This is a genomic window from Neomicrococcus aestuarii (assembly GCF_014201135.1).
GTDB classification, from domain to species: Bacteria; Actinomycetota; Actinomycetes; order Actinomycetales; family Micrococcaceae; genus Neomicrococcus; species Neomicrococcus aestuarii.
Genome location: NZ_JACHDR010000001.1, coordinates 1,774,372 through 1,795,527 on the forward strand (window position 1 = coordinate 1,774,372; position 21,156 = coordinate 1,795,527).

Below are 21,156 nucleotides of genomic sequence, written 5' to 3' on the forward strand. Positions count from 1 at the left end.
CGAATGGCGAGGCTCCATGCGACAGATTTACGTGGCCGAGGCGAAAAGGGCATGAAAAGGGGACGCGCGCACCCCACAGCAACACGCGTCCCCCGGTTTCAGGAGTGAGAAGCGCTAGTTCGCGTACTCACGCATTCCATCGAGCAACCAACCGGCGATGTGCACGGTGAAAGATGCTCGGGGGAGGACCTGCCAGGTGTTCTCTTCCGTACGGGAGAGGATGATGCCCGTGTTTTCCAACAGCGTCTGGACGGTGTAGCCCACTGGGAAGACGGACGGGTGGAGGTCCAGCTGGATGGTCTTTTCGAGAACGTCGCGAGCGAATTCACCCGAGAGCTCCAAGATGGTGCGGTTGGCCGAGAGGTCAAGCACCTGACCGGACAAGGAACCCAACGCGGTTTCCAAACGAGAGAACAACAGTTCCTCGCCAGGAGCGGCATCGGGGGCAATGACCAAGAACTCGTCAGGGGAAAGCCACACCACGGAACCTCCAGCTGGGAGAGCCACGCGAGCGCCAACAGTGGTGGGCAAAGCGGCACCGAGGACGGCCTCCAAAGCCGAGCGTGCGTCGTCGTCCTTCGCGCGGAGCCCTACGAGCTGAGCAAAAGGCACCTCCTTGAGGGAAACTGCCTCAGAAGAACCTTCTGACAACCGCTGCGCCAAGTGAGCCGCTGGGCTCACGCGGAACGCGAGCACCTCAGCGGATGGCTGGACCTGGTGTGGTGCGAGGGAAAGGGTGTTAGCCGTCACGGCGAGCTCCTTCAGGGTCGAAGAGAACGGTATTGCCAACTTCGACGCCTGCGAAGCGGCCATCGAACGATGCCACCAACTGAGTACCAATCAGGTTGAGACCGTCCTTGAGCAGCGCCAAGCCGAAGGTTCGGCCGAGTGCTTGGGAATCGTAGGAAGAGGTCACGTGACCCACCATCGGGATCGGCGCGGACGGAAGCCCGGTGCCGTCGTAGGAGCCAAGATCTTCCTTGCGGACAATCTGCGTGCCTTCTGGCAAGCGCAAGGTCTTGTCCACAGGGAGCACGGAAACCCACTGCTTGCGCACGTGGTCCGTGTGGGAGAGGCGAGCGAAGGATCGTTTTCCAACGAATTCCTTGTTCTTGCCAATGATCCATTCCATGTTCAAGTCCTGCGGGGTGACGGTGCCGTCGGTGTCCTGCCCAACAATCGGGTATGCCTTTTCGGCGCGCAGCACGTGCATGGTCTCGGTGCCGTACGGGGTGATGTTGAATTCCTCGCCGGCAGCGACGATGTCCTCCCACACCTTGAGCCCGTACGTGGTGGGCACGTTGACTTCGTAGGCGAGTTCGCCGGAGAACGTGATGCGGCAAATGCGGGCCGGGATGCCGCTCGCCAGGACGGTTTCACGGAACTCCATGAAGCCGAAGCCTTCCTTGGAGACGTCGAGTCCTGGGGCGAGCTTGGCGATGACCTCGCGGGACTTCGGTCCCACCACGGCGGTAGTTGCCCACTGCTCGGTGACGGAGCTGAAGAAGACGTCCAGTTCTGGCCATTCGGTCTGGGACCACTCCTCGAGCCAGTCCAGGACCTTCGCGGCGCCGCCCGTGGTGGTGGTCATGAAGAAGCGGTCTTCGGCCAGGCGCAGGGTCACGCCGTCGTCAAAGATCATGCCGTCAGGGGAGCACATGATGCCGTAGCGGGCCTTGCCGACGGGCAGCTTGAGGAACGGGTTGGTATACATGCGGTTGAGGAATTCGGCCGCATCCTTGCCGCGGATCTCGATCTTGCCGAGGGTGGAGGCGTCCATCATGGCCACGGATTCGCGGGCTGCGATGCATTCGCGCGCCACGGCCTGGTCCATGTCTTCGTTGCCCTGCGGGTAGAACCATGGGCGCTTCCACTGTCCTACGTCCTCGAACTTGGCGCCGTGGGCCACGTGCCACGAGTGGGCGGCGGTGGTGCGGGCGGGGTCGTAGAGTTCGCCGATGCTGCGGCCCGCGAGGGCTGCGAATGCCACTGGGGTGAACGGTGCGCGGAACGTGGTGGTTCCGAAGAGGCCTGGTGCCACTGGCTTTGGCTTGGCTTCGGTTGCTTCGCCGCCGTCGTTGATGAGTCCGGATTCGGCGCCACCGGAGGCGTCCTGTCCGGGCTGACCTGCGGCGATAGCGCGAGCGTCCTCGCCCTTGAGCAAACGGGTCAGGATGCCGATGGTGTTGACGCCACCGATCTTGCCCTGATCCACGCCCGTGGAAATCGAGGTGTAACGCTTGACGTGCTCGATAGATCGCATGCCCGCGCCGGTTGCGCGCAGGATGTCCTTGGCGGTGTTGTCGCGCTGCGGATCCACGAAGTGTTGGTCCCATTCGCCGTTTGGCGCGGCCACACTCCACAGTTGGAGGGTGGTGCCGGCGATGCGGATGCGGTCTTCAATGGAGGACGACGACGCAGCTTCCGTTTCGCCCGCTGCTTTACCTTCGGCGATGCTCGCTTCGAGCGAGTAGGTGCCGTTGACGGAGCCAGCGAGGGTCTGGTTCTTGACGGTTGGTTCTGGGATGAAGCCGGCGAGCTCGTTGTTCCAGTGCATGACGCCCTGGCGCTGGCTGTGCAGGTTGACCGTGGGGCTCCAACCGCCGGAGACGGCTACGAGGTCTGCTGAAACTTCGCGGGTTTCGCCCGTGATGTCGCCGAGCTCGTTGATCGGGGCGATGGTCACGGAGGTCACGCGGTCACCGTTGGAGGTCACGTCCACCACGGCTTCGCCGTTGCGGGCGTCCACTACCGTGACGGTAGCGCCGGCCGCTTCGAGCGCACGAACCGTTGCCTGAGCGGAATCGTTGGTGGTGAAGACCACCGCGTTCTTGCCCGGAAGGACGCCGTAGCGGTTGATGTAGGTGCGCACCGCGGAGGCGAGCATGACGCCGGGGACGTCATTGTTTGCGAACACGATCTGGCGTTCCATAGCGCCCACCGCGAGCACCACGCGCTTGGCGGTGATGTGCCACAAGCGCTGACGGGATGCGTTGGGGTTGGTGGCGACGCGCTTTTCGAGGGCGATCACATAGTTGTTGTCATAGGAGCCGAACGCCGACGTACGGGTCAGCACCGTGACGTTTGCGGCTGCTTCAAGTTCGGCAGAAACGGTTGCAAGGTAGTCAGCGGCGGACTGGCCGTTGACGGTCTCATCAGCGTTAGCCGAGAGGAGATCGCCACCGAGGGCGAAGTCCTGCTCGAGGATCATGACGCGCTGGCCGGTCTTCGCTGCGGCACTCGCAGCGGCGAGGCCCGCAGGTCCGGCACCGATCACGAGGACGTCGGTGAAGACATGCTTCTTGTCATACTCGGCGGTGTCTTTGCGCTGATCCAAAGTGCCGATGCCGTCCTGGAACAACAGCTCCATGCCGTCTTCAAGCTCGAGGCTGGTGGCTGGGATCATCGATTCGTTGTGGCTGCCCTTGACCATGACGAAGGCGTTGGGTTCTTCCACGCCTGCTGAGAGGACGCCGCGAGGGCGACCCAAGTAGATCGAGTTGCCTACGCGAATGTTGCCGGAGGCGAGGAACGCGGACGCTGCCGTATCTCCGGCGAAACCGGTGAAAGACTGGCCGTCAATGGTGAAGGAGAGGGCAGCGTCACGGTTGACGACGCCGCCGCTTGCCAAGCGGTTGTTCTGAGCGGTCATGTCAGGCTCCTGCAGAGGTAGAAGTGGGGCGAGATTCTCCGGCCTTGTACGTCGCGGAGATCTCATACGTGCGAGTGTCGCGAATCGCGTTGAACCACTTGCGGCAGCCAGCGGAGTGGCTCCAGCGTTCGGCGTATTCGCCCTTGGGGTTCTCGCGGTAGAACAGGTACTCGGCCCATTCTTTGTCGCTCAGCGCGTAGGGATCTTCGGGGTAGGCAACGTGTGCCTGTCCGCCGTAGTGGAATTCCGTTTCATTGCGTGGCCCACAGAATGGGCACTCGATGATCAGCATGATTGCTCCTGTTAATCCTTAGTAGTGACCACTAGTGGGCGACGGCGGCTGCGCCGTGTTCGTCGATGAGGGCTCCGGTCTCGAAACGCTCGAGGCCAAACGCGGAGTTCGTCTCGTGAGCCGAATCGTTCGCGATGGTGTGCGCGTACGCCCAACCCGCGCCAGGTACACCCTTGAAGCCGCCGGTGCCCCAGCCGCAGTTGATGTACATGTTGTCCACCGGCGTCTTGCCCATGATCGGCGAAGCGTCCATGGTGACGTCCACGATTCCGCCCCAGGTGCGCAACAAGTGAGCGCGAGCGAAGGCCGGGAACAGCTCCACAGCAGCGGACATCTGGTGTTCGATCACGTGGAAGGAACCGCGCTGGCCGTAACCGTTGAAGGTATCAACGCCAGCACCCATGACGAGTTCGCCCTTGTGAGCTTGGGAGACGTAGACGTGCACGTGGTTGGACATCACCACGGTGGGGTGAATGATCTCGTGCAGTTCGGAGACCAGTGCCTGGAGTGGGTGGGACTGGATTGGAACGCGGAAGCCTGCCATGTCAGCCAACACCGAGGTGTGGCCGGCTGCGGCAAGAGCCACCTTGCCGGCGTTGATGGTGCCGCGGGTGGTCTTCACGCCGGTGATCTTGTTGCCGTCTTTGACAAAGCCGGTGACTTCGCAGTTCTGGATGAGGTCTACACCGAGTTCGGACGCGCGGCGAGCGTAGCCCCAGGCCACCCAGTCGTGCTTCGCGATGCCAGCGCGTGGCTGGTAGGTTCCGCCCATGACGGGGTAGCGGATGTCATCGTTGATGTTGATGATGGGGCACAGTTCCTTGACCTGCTTAGGGTCAATCCACTCTGCATCGATGCCGTTGAGGCGGTTGGCCTCCACACGACGCACCGATTCGCGAACGTCCTGAAGAGTGTGCGCGAGGTTCATGACGCCGCGCTGGGAGAAGAACATGTTGTAGCCGAGTTCTTCTTCGAGGCCTTCCCATAGCTTGAGAGAGTGCTCGTAGATCGCTGCCGATTCATCCCACAAGTAGTTTGAGCGAATGATGGTGGTGTTGCGGGCCATGTTGCCGCCAGCGAGCCAGCCCTTTTCGAGGACGGCCACGTTGGTGATGCCGTGGTTCTTGGCTAGGTAGTAAGCAGTTGCAATGCCGTGTCCGCCGCCACCAATGATGATGACGTCGTAGCTCTTCTTTGGCTCAGGGTTGCTCCACAAGAAGTCCGGGTGTTCCGGAAGATGACGCTGATCCATCTCTAGCCTTTCGTGAGGTGTGGGTACAGAGGGAAACGCTGAGCGAGTTCGCGCACGCGGGTACGAAGAGAATCGAGTTCGTTCGTCGCGTCGCTAGCGGCGGTGTTGTCCCCTTCGGTGGCAGCAGCGCGCTGAGCGCCGATCACCAAGGCGAGGGCAATAATGTCGGCGACTTCGCGGAAAGCGTCGTCGTCGAATCCGCGGGTTGCGAGCGCCGGCGTACCGATGCGCAAGCCCGAGGAAATCATGGGTGGGCGTGGGTCAAATGGAACCGCGTTGCGGTTGATGGTGATCCCGACCTCGTGCAAAAGGTCTTCGCCCTGCTGGCCGTCAAGAGCGGAGTGACGCAAGTCCACGAGGTTCAAGTGAACTTCCGTGCCGCCCGTGAGCACGGAGATGCCCGCGTTCTGGACGTCCTGCTGGCTCAAGCGTTCGGCCAGAATCTTGGAGCCGCGCAACGTGCGCTCCTGACGTTCCTTGAAGCCTTCGCCCAACGCGACACCGAAGGCCACAGCCTTAGCAGCAATGACGTGCTCGAGCGGTCCGCCCTGCTGACCTGGGAACACTGCAGAGTTGATCTTCTTCGCGATGTCCGGATCGTTCGTGAGGATCACACCGCCGCGAGGACCGCCGAGGGTCTTGTGTGTAGTAGAGGAGGTGACGTGTGCAAAAGGAACCGGGTTGGGGTGCAAACCTGCTGCTACGAGTCCGGCGAAGTGGGACATATCCACCATGAGGTACGCGCCCACCGAGTCCGCGATTTCGCGGAAACGAGCGAAGTCCAGCTGACGAGGGTACGCGGACCAGCCGGCGATGATGAGCTTGGGCTCGCTCTCCTTGGCGATGCGCTCCACTTCATCCATGTCGATGGTGTGGGTGTCTTCGCTCACGCCGTAGGCCGCAACGTTGTACAAACGTCCGGAGAAGTTGATCTTCATGCCGTGCGTCAAGTGGCCGCCGTGCGCCAAGTTCAGGCCCAAGATGGTGTCGCCGGGCTTGATGAGCGCGTGCATGACGGCAGCGTTTGCCTGAGCGCCGGAGTGCGGCTGAACGTTCGCAAATTCTGCGCCAAACAGTTCCTTCAAGCGATCGATCGCAATGGTTTCGATCTGGTCCACGTATTCGCAACCACCGTAGTAGCGCTTTCCGGGGTAGCCCTCGGCGTACTTGTTGGTGAGGACACTTCCTTGTGCCTGCATCACTGCGAAGGGCGCGAAGTTTTCAGAGGCGATCATTTCCAGCGTGTTTTGCTGGCGCTGTAGTTCTAGATCAATCAACCCAGAAATCTGTGGATCAAGCTGGGAAAGATCCTCGTTGAGGACGTTGGCAAGGGTAGCGGTAGCACCCTGCGTAGCGGACTGTTCCGTCATGAGGTTCCTTTGAGCGTTCGTGAGAATGTTCGTGAATTCCTGGAGGTGATCTAAAAATCAACGATTCGTCGTCAACTGATACATCAACTGTGAGACCATAGTATGGTGGTGGTCACAAGGGGTCAATACCCCGCATCTTTAAACTGAAATATGACACCGCTCACGAAGCTGTGGGTGGGCTGGAACGCAAGCCAGCGTCGTCGTAATTTAGGGAAAAGTAACCCACGAGTGCACTGGAACAAGCAACCAACCCGCGGAAGGGCTTCCCGTGAAAACTGCAGACGAAACGGGCGAATATGTCTCGCTCGCTGAGCGCGCCTACAACATTTTGCGGGACCGGCTCGTGATGCTGGAGATCGCGCCAGGCTCGCCCATCAACGAAGGTGCGCTCGCCGCCGAACTGGGAATTGGGCGTACACCCATTCGTGAATCGCTCAAAAAGCTGGAAGTTGACCACTTGGTGGTGTCCTATCCGCGGCGCGGTACCTTTGCGACCGCGGTGGATATCAAGGACCTGGCGTCTATTTCCGATGTGCGCCGGGCGTTGGAACCACTGGCTGCGGCCAAAGCGGCCGCGAATGCACCGGCGGCTGTGCGCAAGCGGCTGTTGGAAAAAGCGGAACAGATTGAAGCGCTGGACATTGAATCGATGACCAACCGCGAGCTTTTAGAATATGACCTTGCCGTGCATCGGATGATCTACAGCGCCGTGGATAATCCGCATTTGGAGGAACCGTTAGTGCGCCTGGACAATCTGGTGACGCGCATTTGGGTCATGGTGTTTGACCGCCTGCCCTCCGTGGGGGAGCACGTGCGCGAGCACTCCACCTTGCTACGCACTATCGCCTCGGGTGACGCCGAGGAAGCCGAGCGGCTAGTGCGCGATCACGTGCACAACTTTGAAATGGCGATGCGCGGCGCGCTTTGATGTCTAATCCCGCAACAATTCGCTGGGAGCGACTCTGGTGGCAGCCAGCGCGGGTAAGAGTGCGCTCAAGAAGCCAAGTACGCCGCCCGCTAAAGGAAGGCCAAGAAGGATTGGCGGTAAGAAGAACAGCGGAAAGCTGAAAGCACTAATGGTGCCGGCGATGGCGGTGCCCACGAGGAAGCCCGTCAGTCCGCCGAGGAATCCTACGATCATGCCTTCAACAACAATTTGGCTTGCCACAAAGCGGGTTCCATAGCCCAAGGCTAGATAAAGTCCCATCTCGCGGCGGCGTTCCGTGAGCGATGCAAAAGTCGTTGCGGCCAAGGTCAAGAAACCGGTGACGCCTGCGATGATCGCGATCAGTGTGGTGAGGCTATTTCCGCGTTCCAAGATTTCAGCCCTGAGCTCTTGAGCGCTGGGGGCGCTCAGCACGGTGGCGGCTTCCGGGTTCTCAGGGGAGACGGCGGTGGCAATCCATTTTTTAAGCTTCTCAGTTACTTCGCCTGAAGTGGCGACCGTAAGTTCTCGCTGGTTGGGGGTCAGTCCCGCCGTTTGCGCCGAGGCTGGTGTGAAAAGCACGCTCGCTGAAATCCAAGCCTCTTCGCTCGAAACTATTCCAAGAACGGAATATTTGACCCCATCGATGACCAGGCCGCCTGAGGCCACGTTTGAGTAGCTCAGTTCCATAGCGATTCGCGACCCAACGTAGACAGCCTGGGGGAGGTTGGAGATCACAGAATCCGCACCGATGCCTCCTGAGCGCACTGCAACTTTTGCCGTGCGTAGGCCGCTGGGTGTTGCAATTCCCGCCGTCGATTGAACGGATTGATCGCTGACTTTGTCATTGCTGACTGTCACAGAAGTGGACATCCGTTCAGGTTTGACCAATGTGCCTGCGTCAGTAATGGCTGACGAGTTTTTCAGCGGTGTTATCAACGATTGCTCGGTTCTTTCCCAGGTTTCCCACGGTAGGAGGACAGTGATGCGACTCCTGGTAGCTTCATCTAATCGGTTAGACACCGCTTCCGATGAGCCAATGGACATGGATGGCAGGACCACCAGCGCAGCTACTCCAGCCGCCGTCACGATCAGCGAGATGAGGTTTCGGCGCCATCGTCTGAGCACGGATTTGAGCGAAAGCATGAGCGAGTTCTTCACAGCGAGTCACCCGTGGCGATTCCGTCCTTGACGCGAATGCGATGGGAGCACCGTGCAGCCAAGTCTTCATCATGTGTCACGATCACCACCGCCGAATCATTAGATACTGAATTCAGAAGCGCCTGAATCACAATCTCGCCGTTGGTGCTATCAAGATTTCCGGTGGGTTCATCGCATAAAAGAAGTTTGGGGCGCCGGACAAGCGCCCTAGCGATTGCGACTCGCTGTTGCTGGCCGCCGGACAACGTTTTTGGGAACGCATTTGCGTGGGTTTCCAGCCCAAGCGCCATCAGCTGGTCCGTGACTCTTTGCTTTCGGTCCGATTGCCCTGTCTCCGCTGGGTGTAATCCCAGCATGACGTTTTCAGAGACATTGAGATGTTGGATCAAATGAAATGCTTGAAAAATGAATCCCAACTCGTGGCGGCGGATTTTGGTTGCCTCGGTCAGAGTTAAGCTTTTGGAGTCGCTGCCAAACAGCGTCAGCTCTCCACTATCCGGTTTTTCCAAGAGCCCCAGTAGCGTCATAAGGGTGGTTTTCCCAGAGCCGCTGGGCCCCACGATAGCCGTGGAAGTCCCGGAGTTGATGCTGAACGAGCCGCTACGTACGCCTTGTTCACCGGGCTCAAAGACCTTCCGAACGTTGTGTGCGCGGACAAGTTGTTGTCTGTTTTCGTCGTTATTCAAGGACGCTGAATTCCATTCCCGCCGCTAATTTTTCGCCCTTAATAGCGCAATAGCTATTGGCGCAAAAAAGGACATTGACGGGATGGTTGGTGGTCGCTTTTTCTCCCGAGTCTGCTTCTGATGCAGATTGCAAGAACGATTGACCATTAGCGTCTTCGTGAATAGCTGTTGCTGGGATTCTGAGCCCATCCTTGGCTGATGTTTGCACCACCACTCGAGCGTTCTCGGCGAACTCGGCGCTGTCTTTAGGCAGGCCGGTGAGGCTGAACCAGCGCTCTGTGGCCGGTTGCGCCGCTTCTTGAGCAGTATCCGCTTCTTTGCGGACAGTGGCCTGTTGTTTGACCGTGGGCTTGCCAACAGTAGCGACAACCGGTTGACCACTCACACTTGTCAACAGGACCTGCATGCCTTGCAGATCCCGGTCTGCGCTTGAAGAAATCACGGTGCTGGTAGCGCTGGATTGCAGTACACACTTGAAATCCGCGGCTTGTTGGCCCGCAGGTCCGCAGTCCTCGGCAATTTCAAGAGGCATGCTTTTCGCGAAAAAGTATCGTGAGAGGGGTAGGCCGGCTTGCCGCAAAGAGGTTGTTAGTTCACCGTTTTCATTCACCACGGGAAGGTTGCGCTCTTTGTAGAACTTTGCCAGCGCCAACGCGGTGGAGGCACCAAAAACTCCCTTCTTGTCCCAGTGCTTGAAATTCTCTCGTACAAGGAACTCTTGGAGTTGGGTGACATCGTCACCTTTCAACCCTGGACCAAGAGGTCTATAGGCGGGAATCTCACCCTGAATAATCAAGACGGGCTTCTCGTTGATAGAAAGTATCGAGTCGCCATCCTTAATTGTGGAACCAACTGGTAGCGGGGGACCTGTTACCACCCCTGCGCCCAAATAAGCGCCAGTAAGTGTCATGGAGGCATTTCGTAGCGAGTGGACTTTGACGTCGACGGTCTCCTCCACGGCACCTTTTTCTGCAGTGACTGTAATGGCCGGGGTGGTTGCTGCTGGCTGTTGCGTCGCTTGAAAGTTGTTGATTCCCACTGCAGCAAGTAACGCTAAACTCGCCACTGCAATGATGACGGCAGTGATCAAGCCGCCGAGCAGTGCTACAAATGAGGTTCGGGTATTCTGTTTATTGCCGCTACCCATTGATGATCTTTATGGCTCGATCCTTCGCTTTATTAAGTTCTTCCTGCATAGCCAGTAGCTTGCCTTCGTTTGCCTGTAGCCAAGCATCCGCCCCTTGTGCGAAGTTTTTGTTGATTACTCCAAGGAGATCAATTTCGTTTTGACAAGCGAAGTCTGCGGCGGCGAGTTTCTGCTCTTCCGCATTGGGTTTTTCGCCCAGTTTTCTATACTTTCCCAACATGGTGGCTGCAAGATTTTGAACACCAAAGCCCGTGACGCTGTATCCGTGATCTTTCATGCACTGCTCAAACTTCGGAACCAAGCGGGTGAGTTCGGCATCTCGGTTGCCAGCAGAACTATAAGCGGCGACGAGGTACTCGTTGATCATTAAGGTAAGCGAAAGATTACTTTCGATGGAGCCATACACTTGAGCAATGGCACTGGAATTGCAACCCGCTTTTGCCGTGCTCACAATCTGACCGTTTGAGCCCGCGACTTCAACCTCCGGTCCGTCCGGGGGCCCTGTGAAAGCGGTCCAATATCTCTGTTGATCCTGGACGGACAAGCTCTTTATCCAGAGTTCAAGTGCGTCAGGTTCATCTTTGAACGTAGTGATGTAGCCCAATTGTTTCGCTTCGGCTTCGGAAGTGAACACATTGGACATTGGATGCGTGAGGGGGCGTCGGTTGACCTCGGATATATTCAACGGAGGGTTGAGGCCGGTTTCCCTTCTAATGCATTCCTGAATCAAGATTTCATTTGCCATAGAAATTTCCATTGGAAATTCAGTGAGTGTCGAGACTGCCCTCAACGATTTCTCGTTAGGTGGCGTAGCCGAGTTTGAGCCGCACCCGCTCAACATGCCAACAGCCGCAAGAAGCACCAGAGGGGCCAGGAAAACCTTTTTCAAAGTTTGGTTCATGTGAATTTAGTTTGTGTCTCCTGAAAGGCACGCGACTCCCAATGCGGGTGAGGCCCCTGCGATTACTAAGGATGCGGCGAACGCTCCGCCAATTGCTTTTCCCGCGAACTTCATGATGTTCCCCCATCTTCGAAATTGCTGACGGCCGAGAATTCTCGGCGTTTAGAAAATCAAAAACTTTGATGTTCTATGGCGATCCTATGCTAGGCCTGGACAGTGCACAAGGGTCTGGCTGGGGGTTGAGCGCCGCTATTCCTTTATGACGAAAGTTGCTCCGGAGTGCACGGAAGCCTCCAGGGCCATTGCGTATTTAGCGCGATCCCAAGCTTAGATCTCAGTCCGCAATTGAGACATCCGCAAAGCCAGGTGCAACCCCAGTAAATCCGCGTCATGCCGGGGATCGCCCTCGAGAATTTCGAAGATCTTGGTGAGTCGTTTGTGCAGGGTCTGCCGCTCCACGTGCAGCACCGCCGCGGTCTCCGTGGTGTTGCATGCACGGTCCAGCCACGTGGTGAGAGTGTCCACGAGTTGTGTGCTGTGTTTTTCATCCCAGAGCCGCAAAGGTTCCACTTGCGCATGGATATAACTTCGCGAAAAGTATTGATTTTCTAAATTCCTTAAAGCGCGTGTGGGATAGTGGCGCATGGAGTCGATAACGCCGGCGTTGCTGAAGTGCTCATCGTTGAGGACGGCCACCGCATCCGTATAGGACAAATACGCGAACGTTTGGTTCCAGCTCAGTGTGCTAACCACTGCGCGGGACGGGAACTTAGTGGCGATGGAATTCAGGCTCGCCGCGAATTTCTCGCGGGCGGCTCGCGTTCCCGCGTCCGGGAGCGGGATGACTCCAATTAAATCCGTTCCCACGCTGTCCATCGCCCCATGTCCCAGGATTCTCCGGACCGCCGCATAGACACTGGTATTCAGTGTGCCGCTGTTGAACGGCCGCACCACAAAAATCGCGAACGGCCCCAGAGGCACATTGGCGCGGTCCCACAAGTTCGCCAGCGTGGCGTAGAGGGCGTCCTCCATGATCGCTCGGATGAGACGTTGCTCCACAATGTGGGACGAAGAAGGGCGCAAGAGATGCGCGAGCGCAATGGAGAGGACTTCCGCCGTGCGGGACGTTGCGGATTGGAGGAGCTCTACCGGTTGCGTGGTTGCGCTGATTTCTAGGGTTGCGGTGATATTTCCAGCTATGACGACGACGGCGTCCGCTTGATGCGGAACCTTATCCACGTCGGCGGTCTCTTTGGTGGCCAACTTCGACGCGGATTTAGCCAGGACTTCGCCTGAGTGATCGTAGAGGACGGCTTGCGCGTCAAGGGTTTGGGCAATGAGTTCCATGATGTGCCCGAGGTCCGGGTGCTTGGCGCTGCTTGTCTGCAGCCACGGTCATTGCTCAGACCAAGGACCTTGTGACCTCTTACCTGAAGCGAGGGTTTGAGCACATCATCTTCCTGAATGGTCACTACGAGAACTACCAGTTCTTAGATGAGGGCATTGACCTCGCGATGGAGTCTCTTAATAGAGAACAGCAGGGCGACCGCTTTGGCCTCCTGTTGTCTTACTGGGACTACGTCGGCGAAGAAACCTTGGCGCAGGTATATCCGCAGGGCTTCCCCGGCTGGGACATTGAGCACGGTGGGGTTCTGGAAACGGCGCTCATGCTGCACTTGTCACCCAACTCGGTGGACATGTCCCGAGCCCCCGTGGGCCCCGCAGCTGTCCTACCCAAATTCGATCGCCTGCCTGCGGTTGCAGCGCGCACCCCGCGGTCCGGTTGCCTCTCGGCTCCGGATGGGGCCAGCACTGAGAAGGGGAAATTGTTGTACGACGACGTCGTGTCAGCTATTTCCTCCGACCTCGCCTTCGAGCTCCACAAAGCAGTGGCGGTCTGACGCTCCTCTTGGTCCGCACGCAGTCGTAGAGAAGCCGACTCCGCTGTGCGGAACGAGGGTGTCGAAGAAATATCACCGAAACCTCTTGACCAATACCTCCAATCATGTTGTGATAATCGCAACACCGTAGTAAAAATTGCAACACCTACTCAACTCATAGGAGAGTGAAATGACCACCATCCCAGCATCGTCCATCGCCGAGCTCGAGCGCACCAAGGTTCTTCACAACGGTGAAAAGGTTTCCTTGACCTTCTCCGACGCTGAAATGGAGCGCCGCCTCAACGGTCTGCGCAAGATCATGGAGGATAAGGGCCTCGAAGCCACCGTGCTCACCTCATACCACGGCATCAAGTACTACTCGGACTTCCTCTTCACCAGCTTCGGCCGCGCCTACGCACTCGTGGTTACCCCACAGGATTCCGTCTCCGTGACCGCCAACATCGACGCCGGCATGCCATGGCGTCGCTCCTACGGCGACAATCTCGTTTACACGGACTGGAAGCGCGACAACTACCAGTTCGCCATTGCCGAAGTACTCGCGCAGCGAGCCATTACCCCGAAGCGTCTTGGTGTCGAGTTCGACTTCCTCTCACTGGATCAGCATGCAAAGCTGCAAGCACAGTTCCCCGGAGTAGAGCTCGTGGACATCTCCAAGGAAGCCATGCGCCAGCGCATGATCAAGTCCGCCGAGGAGATCGAGGTCATCAAGCACGGTGCGCGCATCGGTGACTTGGGTGGCGAAGCTATCAAGGCGGCCATCCGTGAAGGAATCACGGAATACGAAGTCGCTTTGATTGGCGCCGAGGCCATGACGCACGAGATTGCTCGGACGTTCCCTGACTCCGAAATCCGCGATACCTGGGTATGGTTCCAGTCCGGCATCAACACCGACGGCGCTCACAACTGGGCCACCACTCGAAAGTTGCAGAAGGGCGACATCCTCTCCCTCAACTGCTTCCCGATGACGTCCGGCTACTACACCGCTCTTGAGCGCACCATGTTCTTGGGCCAGCCGGACGAGCGTTCCCTTGAATTGTGGAACATCAACGTTGAGGTACACCGCGCGGGCCTAGAGCTCATCAAGCCGGGGGCAGTCTGCAAGGACATCGCGGCTGAACTCAACGAGATCTACATTGGCTACGGCCTCCTCCCGAACCGCACTTTCGGTTACGGCCACTCCTTCGGTGTTCTCTCGCACTACTACGGCCGCGAAGCTGGCCTCGAATTGCGCGAAGATATCGACACCGTGTTGGAGCCGGGCATGGTTGTCTCCATGGAACCTATGATCACCGTCATGGACGGCGAGCCAGGCGCCGGCGGCTACCGCGAGCACGACATCCTCGTTGTCGGTGAAGACGGCGCAGAGAACATCACGAAGTTCGGCTTCGGCCCGGAGCACAACATCATCGATGCCTAATTAAGAGGCTCCGCTGGGCCCCCGCTTCACGCATCTCTTTCGGGAGATCCGCGAAGCGGGGGCTCTTTGGTTTTGGGAAATCCCTTCGGAAGTCGTCATATTTGGGGCACTTCCCGAGTCTTTATCGACGAACGGTAGTGAGGGTGCGCCAAGCGGTGAACTTTCTGAGTTTCAGTTGAGAGTTTGAGGATTTCCTGTTGTGTGAGACTAAATATGACTAGGCTCACATTTACGCGGTGGTGCCAGCAAACGGAGCGCCGGCTGCGACGACGCAAAGGAGCAAACGTGACCGTTTACGCAAACCCTGGAACTGAGGGTTCGGTCGTTACTTTCAAGAGCCGTTATGAGCACTACATTGGCGGCGAATGGAAAGCACCCATCAAGGGTCAGTACTTCGAGAACGTTTCCCCAGTCAACGGCAAAGTGTTTTGCGAAGTTGGCCGCGGCACCCCTGAGGACATTGAGGCGGCACTTGATGCTGCGCACGCAGCGGCACCGGCCTGGGGCAAGACCAGCCCCGCCGAGCGCGCGGTAATCCTCAACAAGATCGCGGACCGTATGGAAGCGAACCTTGAGCTCATCGCAGTTGCTGAGTCATGGGATAACGGCAAAGCTGTTCGCGAAACCTTGAACGCTGACATTCCGTTGGCCATCGATCACTTCCGCTACTTCGCCGGCGCCATCCGAGCTCAAGAAGGTTCGCTCTCACAGCTCGACGACAACACCACGGCCTACCATTACCATGAGCCTCTCGGTGTCGTGGGCCAGATCATCCCGTGGAACTTCCCGATCCTCATGGCGGTCTGGAAGCTGGCTCCGGCACTCGCTGCAGGCAACGCCGTCGTTTTGAAGCCGGCCGAACAGACCCCCGCCAGCATCTTGGTCCTCTTTGAGATCATCGGAGATCTCCTTCCGCCCGGCGTAGTGAACATCGTTAATGGCTTCGGTCTCGAGGCCGGCAAGCCACTCGCGTCCAACAAGCGCATCCGCAAGATCGCGTTCACGGGTGAGACCACCACGGGCCGACTCATCATGCAGTACGCCTCTGAAAACCTCATCCCCGTCACGCTCGAATTGGGTGGCAAGAGCCCTAACCTCTTCTTCGAGGACATCATGGCAGCGGATGACGCTTTCTATGACAAGGCTCAAGAAGGCTTCACGCTGTTCGCACTGAACCAGGGCGAAGTCTGCACGTGCCCGTCCCGCGCGCTGATTCAGGAGTCCATCGCGGACAAGTTCCTGGAGGCCGTGGTGGCTCGCACACATGCCATCAAGCAGGGTAACCCGCTGGACACGGACACCATGATGGGCGCTCAGGCGTCCAATGATCAGCTCGAAAAGATCCTTTCCTACATGGATATTGGACGCCAAGAAGGTGCTCAGGTGCTGACCGGTGGCGGCCGCGCCGAACTCGGTGGCGACCTCGAAGGTGGCTACTACGTGCAGCCCACCATCTTCCGCGGCCAGAACAAGATGCGCGTCTTCCAGGAAGAGATCTTCGGCCCCGTGGTCTCCGTGACGACGTTCAAGGACTACGCGGACGCAATCTCCATTGCCAACGACACCCTCTATGGCTTGGGCGCTGGCGTCTGGAGCCGCAATGGCAACGTTGCGTACCGTGCTGGCCGTGACATTCAGGCTGGCCGTGTGTGGGTCAACCAGTACCACGCGTACCCTGCGCACTCGGCGTTCGGCGGCTACAAGTCCTCGGGCATCGGCCGTGAGAACCACCTCATGATGCTCAACCACTACCAGCAGACTAAGAACCTTTTGGTCTCCTACTCTGAGAACAAGCTCGGTTTCTTCTAAACCGAAAAATAGAGGGAGGGCATGATGACAACACGTGTTGAGGCTCGGCCGGAGATTGCGGGCGAGGAAGTCTCGCGCGTGGCGCTCACGCCCGCAGCCGTGGAGCTTCTGCAAAAACTGTGGGGCATCCACGGCCCACTCATGTTTCACCAATCGGGCGGTTGCTGCGACGGCTCCGCGCCCATGTGTTTTCCGGAAGGGGACTTCAAGACGGGGGATTCGGACGTGCTTTTGGGTACGTTCGAGCTTCCGTCGCCGGAAGGCGATTCTGTCTTGGGGAACATTGGGTTTTGGATGTCCCGCGAGCAATTCGAGTACTGGAAACACACTCACCTCACCGTGGATGTGGTCAATGGTCGCGGCGCCGGTTTCTCGGTTGAGGCGCCGGAAGGCAAGCGATTCTTGATTCGCAGTACGCTCATGAACGCCTGATAGGGCCCTATAAGTACGACGACGCAGCTCACCCCCGTGCACCAGTTTCCGGTGCGCGGAGGTGCTGTTGTGTCAGCGGTTGGGTTTAGTCGGCTGTGCGGGGGAGTGCCTTGCGCGAGTTGAGCGCGACGGCAACGATGGAGCCTGAAAGCAGTACGGCCAGAAGGCCGAGTTGCCACCATGGTGAAAGCCAAATACCTACAAACGCCAGAATGGCGGGGCCCAAGAAGCCAATGTAAGCAAGGGTGTAGTACTTGCCGTTGTACCTGCCCAGCTGACCCACGGGAGCTAGTCGCTGGGTTTCCAAGAGGCCGGACACCATGAGAGTTCCGTATGCACAGCCCAGCACCGTGGATGCGAGCAGCCCCAACGCCGGACTTTCAAGCCACATTGCGAGCGCAAGAATCCCTAAACCGGCGGCTGACGTACTCATTCCCACCAAGAGTGCGCGAGCACTGGTGGGGGTGTCGAGCTTGCGGGCGAGAGGCTGGATGAGGACGCCGAAGCCTTGGACGAGTCCTACACAGGCGGTGGCGTAGAGCAAGCGGTTCACGCCGTAGTTGGCCATGAAGGCGGGAACCACTGCGAAACCGGTGGTCACGGAGCCGAAAACCCATGGGGCCGCCGGTCCCACTACGCGCGCGAATCGACGCTTTGAGAGCGCCACGTCCTCGGTGGGAAGCGCGGCGTGAGCGGCCTGTCGATGCGGGTGCAAAGTTTCCGGGAGCGCCCGGATGACCGCAAGCATGACAAGGCTGAGTGCAATGTGAACCGCGTATGGAAGGACCTGCGGCAAGGGGGCGAAGGACGCAAGTAGCCCCGCCACGATGGCCCCCAGCATGAATCCGCTCGCTGAATATAGCGAACCGCGCTGTGCCCCGGTGCTGAAGGCGGCGTCGTCGTACGGTGCTTGCGAAAGTTCCTTCACCCAACTGGTGGTGACGGCCATCGCGAGACCCGTGGCGACTCCCGCTACGAAACGGCCTACAAAGAGCAGCCACAACCAAGCCGAGCCGCCGATCATGAGGACGCTTGCGACCACCGCCAACACGAGGGCGAGGCGAGTGAGTCCGGCTCGGCCGCGCTGATCCGACAGCGATCCGCCGCGCAAGAGCGCGGGGATCAAACCTAAAACGTAAATGCCGAGCATGGCGGTGACGGCCAGCTCGCTGATGCCATGTTCTTGGCGGTATAGCGCCAAGAGGGACGCGAATTGGTTGGCGCCCCAGCCCACCATCAACAGCGACAGCGCGGCGCCTAACCAATATCTTCTGGCAATCATGTGACTATCTTGTCAGTGAGTTGTTGTGAAATCCGCACCAACGTTCCGTAGATGTGAGGAGCCCTTGTGAGTGAAGAAGCCGCAGCGGCGGGAAAGGCGACGCGCGAAGGGTCTTCCGTGATCGCGAATGTTTTTGAAGTGCTCAAGTGCTTCACGGTGGACGAGCCGTTGTTGGGCGTCACGGAAATCGCCGCGCGGGTGGGACTGCACAAGTCCAGCGTGTCCCGCATTTTGTCCACGCTCGAGCTCTTGGAAATCGTGGAGCGGGACGAGGAAAGCCGGAAGTTCCGGCTGGGACTGGGACTCATTAGTGTCGCAGGACCGTTGCTCGCGGGCCTTGATATTCGCCGATTGGCGTTGCCGTTTATGCGCGAACTCGCGGAGGAAACTCAGGAGTCCGTGGCGCTCCAGGTGTGGTCTGGCTCGGAGTCTGTGACCGTAGAGCAGGTTCCTTCGCCGCAGCAGATCAAGCACATGGCAGCACTCGGTACGCGCTATTCCACGTATGAAAGTGCGTCAGTGCAAGTGTTGGAATCGCATGCGAATCCAACCAAGGCGCGCTCCAAGGCCACGCTCAAAGAGCTGGCCGAGCAGGGCTATCTCGCTAACTACGGACGCACTTCACCGGACGAGGTGGGTGTCTCCGCGCCGGTCTTTGACCATCGCGGGGAAGTGGTGGGTGCCATCATCATGTTGGCTCCGCGATACCGCGTGCCGGAGGAGCGCGTGGCAGATTTGGGGCGGGCCACACGCGACTGCGCGGCTCGGATTTCCGCGCGAATGGGTGCCCCGGGAGAGGCGTAATCGGGGGCTGCCGCAGATTAATATTTGCCGATCTATTGACGTTCAGACGCAACCGTGTTGTGATTTACGCAACAAAATTGTTCCTTCTGGATCCCCCACTGCTGCAGCACGAGGGCAATTTCGTTAAGACACAGGCAACCGGATAACGGTCGCCATACTCTGACGTCAAGGACAGGCACATGTCTTCTAATTCACCTGCGAATCACGCTCAGGACCTCGGACCTACGCTGAGCGGTCAAGCGCGACCACGCCCTGAAGGCATCGGCAAAGACGCCCGCCGCCGGGTGGTAACAGCATCCTTCATTGGAAACTTCGTGGAATGGTTCGATTACGCCGCCTACGGCTACCTCGCCACCACCATCGCTGTGGTCTTCTTCCCAGAACAAGACCGGCAGTTGGCACTTCTCTCTACCTTTGCATTATTCGCGATCTCGTTCTTGGTCCGCCCATTGGGTGGCTTCATTTGGGGCCACTTGGGCGACCGCATTGGACGCCGCAACGCGCTGAGCTGGTCCATTCTCATCATGTCTTTCGCGACCTTCTGCGTGGGACTACTCCCCGGCTATGCGGTGTTGGGCTTCGGCGCCCCGCTGTTGTTGTTGCTCCTACGATTGGTGCAGGGCTTCTCCGCTTCCGGCGAGTACGCGGGAGCGTCGGCGTTCCTCGTGGAATACGCGCCGGCTAACAAGCGTGGACTGTATGCCGCCGTCGTACCGGCTTCTACAGCTGCCGGCCTGCTTTTGGGCTCCTTGTTTGCCGCTGCGTTGACCGGACTATTGGACGCGCAAGCGCTCCAGGACTGGGGTTGGCGTATTCCGTTCCTCTTGGCTGCGCCGATGGGGCTCATCGGCCGCTACATCAGGACCAAGCTTGAGGACACCCCGGCCTTCCGCGAGCTGACCCTCGAGGACGAGGCCGTGAAGGCTCCCGCGATGGATCTGTTCAAGAACTACTGGCGTCCGCTGCTGCTCGCGGTGGGTGCGGTATTGCTGAACGCCGTGGGCTTCTACGTGATTCTGTCCTACATGCCTACCTACTTGTCAGAGGTCATGGGGCTGAATCAGACGCTGTCCTTCATCGCCACCACTGTGGCCCTGTTGACGTACATCGGCTTCATCCTGCTGACCGGCATGCTGTCCGACCGCTTTGGTCGCAAGAAGGTCCTCATGGCCGCATCCGTGCTGTTCATTCTCTTCACCGTCCCAGCGTTCGCACTGTTGGATTCCGATTCCTTCGCAGTGATCTTGCTGATCCAGATTGCTCTCGGCGCCATGCTCACGCTCAACGATGGAACGCTCCCATCCTTCCTCGCGGAAATGTTCCCCACGCGCGTCCGCTACTCCGGCTTCGCGGTGAGCTTCAACTTGGCGAACGCGATCTTCGGCGGCACCGCGCCGTTCGTAGCCACGTTGCTGATTCAGGTCACCGGTAACAACCTCGCTCCGGCCTGGTACCTCGTGGGTGCCGCGGCGATCTCGCTGATTGCGGTCGCCCTCGCGAAGGAGACCTCGAAGGACGCGCTGCGTCACTAGCGTTTCCCATTTGTTAACGGCAGAAGCCGGGTTGATTGGAGATTCTTACAACACATCTCCAAGCAGCCCGGTTTCAGCTTTTCCTCTTGAATACGACGACGCGGCTTGCGTCCTGCGATACCTCTTGCGGCTAGTGGCCCTTGCGTTTAGTGGCGGCGCAGCGCGGGATCCGACTCGTCGAAGATCTGCCCGCCCTACAAGTGCAGGCAACGCTCGGCACGAGCTGCAACCCCTGAATCATGCGTGACCGCGATGATCGTGAGGCCTCCGGCGTTGGAAATCGCGCGGCCTTCCAGTGCGGTGTTGACGTTCTCGTAGGCGTTGAGCGTGGGGATCAAGTTGAAGTCTTGGAAGACAAACCCGATGTAATCCCGGCGCACCCTGGTCAGCTGACCGCTCGATGACTTGGTCAGTTGGTGAGTGCCAAGCTGGATGGTTCCTTCGTCCGGCGTATCGAGAGCGCCAAGGAACTGAAACAGCGTCGACTTTCCGCCGCCCGTGGGTCCCTGAATCGTAGCGAACTCGCCCGGTGCCACCTCGAGGTTGAGGTTCTTGAGGACCACCAGGTTCTCGCCGCGCGCCAACCGCCGAAG

19 protein-coding genes are annotated in these 21,156 nt (G+C 58.8%); 7 read left to right on the top strand and 12 right to left on the bottom strand.

Annotation, left to right across the window (positions count from 1 at the left end):
• Positions 1-114 precede the first annotated feature (114 nt).
• From HD598_RS07960 to glyA, 5 genes are read right to left on the bottom strand one after another with little or no spacing between them, the layout of a single operon-like run.
• The gene (locus HD598_RS07960) at positions 115-750 is read right to left on the bottom strand and encodes a sarcosine oxidase subunit gamma (protein WP_311538989.1); all 636 of its coding nucleotides are present in this window, start codon (positions 748-750) and stop codon (positions 115-117) included.
• Positions 740-3,652: a 2Fe-2S iron-sulfur cluster-binding protein gene (locus HD598_RS07965; protein ID WP_183665030.1), complete on the bottom strand. Its 2,913-nt coding sequence runs from the start codon at positions 3,650-3,652 to the stop codon at positions 740-742. The genes HD598_RS07960 and HD598_RS07965 overlap by 11 nt, the downstream gene beginning before the upstream one ends.
• A 1-nt stretch (position 3,653) precedes the next feature.
• Positions 3,654-3,944, bottom strand: coding sequence for a sarcosine oxidase subunit delta (locus HD598_RS07970; protein WP_071894553.1), 291 nt, complete (start codon positions 3,942-3,944; stop codon positions 3,654-3,656).
• A gap of 31 nt (positions 3,945-3,975) precedes the next feature.
• Positions 3,976-5,196 carry a sarcosine oxidase subunit beta family protein gene (locus tag HD598_RS07975; protein WP_183665032.1) on the bottom strand — a complete coding sequence of 407 codons (1,221 nt, stop codon included), beginning with the start codon at positions 5,194-5,196 and terminating at the stop codon, positions 3,976-3,978.
• Positions 5,197-5,198: 2 nt separating this feature from the next.
• Positions 5,199-6,566, bottom strand: a complete 1,368-nt coding sequence (glyA, locus tag HD598_RS07980) for a serine hydroxymethyltransferase (protein ID WP_183665034.1) — start codon at positions 6,564-6,566, stop codon at positions 5,199-5,201.
• 268 nt (positions 6,567-6,834) lie between these two features.
• Here glyA and HD598_RS07985 point away from each other — a divergent pair, with 268 nt between their 5' ends.
• The gene (locus HD598_RS07985; protein ID WP_311538990.1) at positions 6,835-7,494 is read left to right on the top strand and encodes a GntR family transcriptional regulator; all 660 of its coding nucleotides are present in this window, start codon (positions 6,835-6,837) and stop codon (positions 7,492-7,494) included.
• Positions 7,495-7,497: 3 nt separating this feature from the next.
• On the opposite strand, the gene HD598_RS07990 is transcribed toward HD598_RS07985, so the two are convergent.
• From HD598_RS07990 to HD598_RS08010, 5 genes are all read right to left on the bottom strand, one after another.
• Complete coding sequence (locus HD598_RS07990; RefSeq protein ID WP_183665036.1) at positions 7,498-8,637, bottom strand: ABC transporter permease; 1,140 nt, start codon at positions 8,635-8,637, stop codon at positions 7,498-7,500.
• A gap of 11 nt (positions 8,638-8,648) precedes the next feature.
• Positions 8,649-9,338, bottom strand: coding sequence for an ABC transporter ATP-binding protein (locus tag HD598_RS07995; RefSeq protein WP_183665038.1), 690 nt, complete (start codon positions 9,336-9,338; stop codon positions 8,649-8,651).
• Positions 9,331-10,485, bottom strand: coding sequence for a peptidoglycan-binding domain-containing protein (locus HD598_RS08000; protein ID WP_183665041.1), 1,155 nt, complete (start codon positions 10,483-10,485; stop codon positions 9,331-9,333). Before HD598_RS08000 ends, HD598_RS07995 begins: the two co-directional genes overlap by 8 nt.
• On the bottom strand, positions 10,478-11,386 hold the full coding sequence (locus tag HD598_RS08005) for a hypothetical protein (RefSeq protein ID WP_183665043.1): 909 nt from the start codon (positions 11,384-11,386) through the stop codon (positions 10,478-10,480). The genes HD598_RS08000 and HD598_RS08005 overlap by 8 nt, the downstream gene beginning before the upstream one ends.
• 327 nt (positions 11,387-11,713) lie before the next feature.
• Entirely contained in the window at positions 11,714-12,733 is a 1,020-nt protein-coding gene (locus tag HD598_RS08010) for a PucR family transcriptional regulator (RefSeq protein ID WP_183665045.1), read from the bottom strand.
• 32 nt (positions 12,734-12,765) lie between these two features.
• On the opposite strand from HD598_RS08010, the gene HD598_RS08015 reads away from it, so the two are divergent.
• The 4 genes from HD598_RS08015 to HD598_RS08030 all read left to right on the top strand — a co-directional run bounded on the left by HD598_RS08015 (position 12,766) and on the right by HD598_RS08030 (position 16,945).
• A complete protein-coding gene (locus HD598_RS08015; protein ID WP_183665047.1) occupies positions 12,766-13,287 on the top strand; it encodes a creatininase family protein in 522 nt (173 codons plus the stop codon).
• A 169-nt stretch (positions 13,288-13,456) separates the two neighbouring features.
• Complete coding sequence (locus tag HD598_RS08020) at positions 13,457-14,704, top strand: aminopeptidase P family protein (RefSeq protein ID WP_183665049.1); 1,248 nt, start codon at positions 13,457-13,459, stop codon at positions 14,702-14,704.
• Between the two features lie 285 nt (positions 14,705-14,989).
• Positions 14,990-16,513: an acetaldehyde dehydrogenase ExaC gene (exaC, locus tag HD598_RS08025; RefSeq protein ID WP_311538991.1), complete on the top strand. Its 1,524-nt coding sequence runs from the start codon at positions 14,990-14,992 to the stop codon at positions 16,511-16,513.
• A gap of 24 nt (positions 16,514-16,537) precedes the next feature.
• Positions 16,538-16,945, top strand: a complete 408-nt coding sequence (locus HD598_RS08030) for a DUF779 domain-containing protein (protein ID WP_183666750.1) — start codon at positions 16,538-16,540, stop codon at positions 16,943-16,945.
• An 85-nt stretch (positions 16,946-17,030) separates the two neighbouring features.
• On the opposite strand, the gene HD598_RS08035 is transcribed toward HD598_RS08030, so the two are convergent.
• On the bottom strand, positions 17,031-18,227 hold the full coding sequence (locus HD598_RS08035) for an MFS transporter (RefSeq protein ID WP_183665053.1): 1,197 nt from the start codon (positions 18,225-18,227) through the stop codon (positions 17,031-17,033).
• Positions 18,228-18,293: 66 nt separating this feature from the next.
• Between HD598_RS08035 and HD598_RS08040 the strand changes: the two genes are divergently transcribed.
• Together HD598_RS08040 and HD598_RS08045 are read left to right on the top strand one after the other, a co-directional pair.
• Positions 18,294-19,031 carry an IclR family transcriptional regulator gene (locus HD598_RS08040; RefSeq protein WP_183665055.1) on the top strand — a complete coding sequence of 246 codons (738 nt, stop codon included), beginning with the start codon at positions 18,294-18,296 and terminating at the stop codon, positions 19,029-19,031.
• A 179-nt stretch (positions 19,032-19,210) separates the two neighbouring features.
• Positions 19,211-20,563 (top strand): MFS transporter, encoded by a 1,353-nt coding sequence (locus tag HD598_RS08045; protein WP_183643452.1) that lies wholly within the window; start codon positions 19,211-19,213, stop codon positions 20,561-20,563.
• Positions 20,564-20,757: 194 nt separating this feature from the next.
• Here the strand turns inward: HD598_RS08045 and HD598_RS08050 are convergent, their stop codons facing one another.
• Complete coding sequence (locus HD598_RS08050; RefSeq protein WP_183665057.1) at positions 20,758-21,147, bottom strand: ATP-binding cassette domain-containing protein; 390 nt, start codon at positions 21,145-21,147, stop codon at positions 20,758-20,760.
• Between the last annotated feature and the right edge of the window lie 9 nt (positions 21,148-21,156).